Raw genomic sequence first — 1,108 nt, 5'->3', positions numbered from 1 at the left:
CCACCCCCGGCGCCGGCACAGCCGAGCCGGCCGAGACCGTGGAAGGCTTCTCCTTCCCCGCACCGTCACCGGCCGAGAACTTCCCCATAAAACCGGACGCATCATTGACATGCTGCGCCCCGACCGCACCCACATTGAACTTGTGCGCCAGGAAATCCGTGACATCGACCGTCACACCAGCAGCGACCTCGAACAACGCCCCACTGATACCCGCCTGCACAAACGTACCCGGATTGAACTCATCCCACTTGCCATACACAACACCCTTGACGAACCACTCCGCCACCGTCTCCGCAGTACCCTCGTTCACGAAGGCCTCCGGAACCTGCAACACCTCCTTGAACCACTGCGGCTTGTCCTTGAGCACATCCTTCAACGCACCCTGAACCGCCTGACCCAACGCCCCACCCACCGCACCGGCCACCGCACCGAAGAACGCCGAGACCCCGATCTCCTTCCCGTCCAGACTCGTGCGCTTCCGCTTGGGATCATCCGGAGCAAGCATCGACGTCAACTGCGCACCCAGCGACGTGAGCGCCTCCTCGACCGCCTCCGTCACCGTCGTCGACACCAACGGAACCCGACGCGACAAACGCGTCAGAATCAGCATCATCCGCAACGCCGTCCGCGCCTCGACCAACGGAATCTGCGCAGCCGCCGCACCCCCGGAGAACACCACCTCCACCGCGATCGCCGCCAACTCGATCTTCATCAGCACGAACTCCCAGATGAGCTCGTACTTCGCCTCGGCAAGCCGACGCGAATACTCCACCTGCTGATCAGCGGCCTTCTCCGCCTCCTGCGCCAGCTCCGTCAGCCGATCCGCCCCGCCATCCGAGACGAACTGCCCCAACGCCACAGCGAACTGCTCCCCGATCGCAGACGGAAGCGCGTTCTTCGCCCACGACAACACCCGCTGAGCCTGCGCACGGTAGGCCCGCACATCCCCAGCCAGATCCTGATACGGCAGACGACTGTCGAACCCCAGATCCTCATTCCCACGGGCAACACTCGCCCCCAGCCACACCTCCAAGAACTCCGCCATCGCCGGCGGGAAATCAATCGCCATCAGAAACTCAACGCCTCACGCCACCCTGCTGCTGAATAT

Annotated in this window: 1 protein-coding gene; it reads right to left on the bottom strand. The window is 63.7% G+C overall.

Annotated features, from left to right (window positions below; translation table 11 throughout):
• A partial coding sequence (locus ORI94_RS35220) for a hypothetical protein (RefSeq protein ID WP_266083189.1) occupies window positions 1-1,069 on the bottom strand: 1,069 nt, incomplete at its 3' end.
• Between the last annotated feature and the right edge of the window lie 39 nt (window positions 1,070-1,108).

The organism is Streptomyces sp. NEAU-W12, assembly GCF_026242095.1.
Classification (GTDB): Bacteria; Actinomycetota; Actinomycetes; order Streptomycetales; family Streptomycetaceae; genus Streptomyces.
This window is presented reverse-complemented; position numbering and strand designations above follow the sequence as displayed.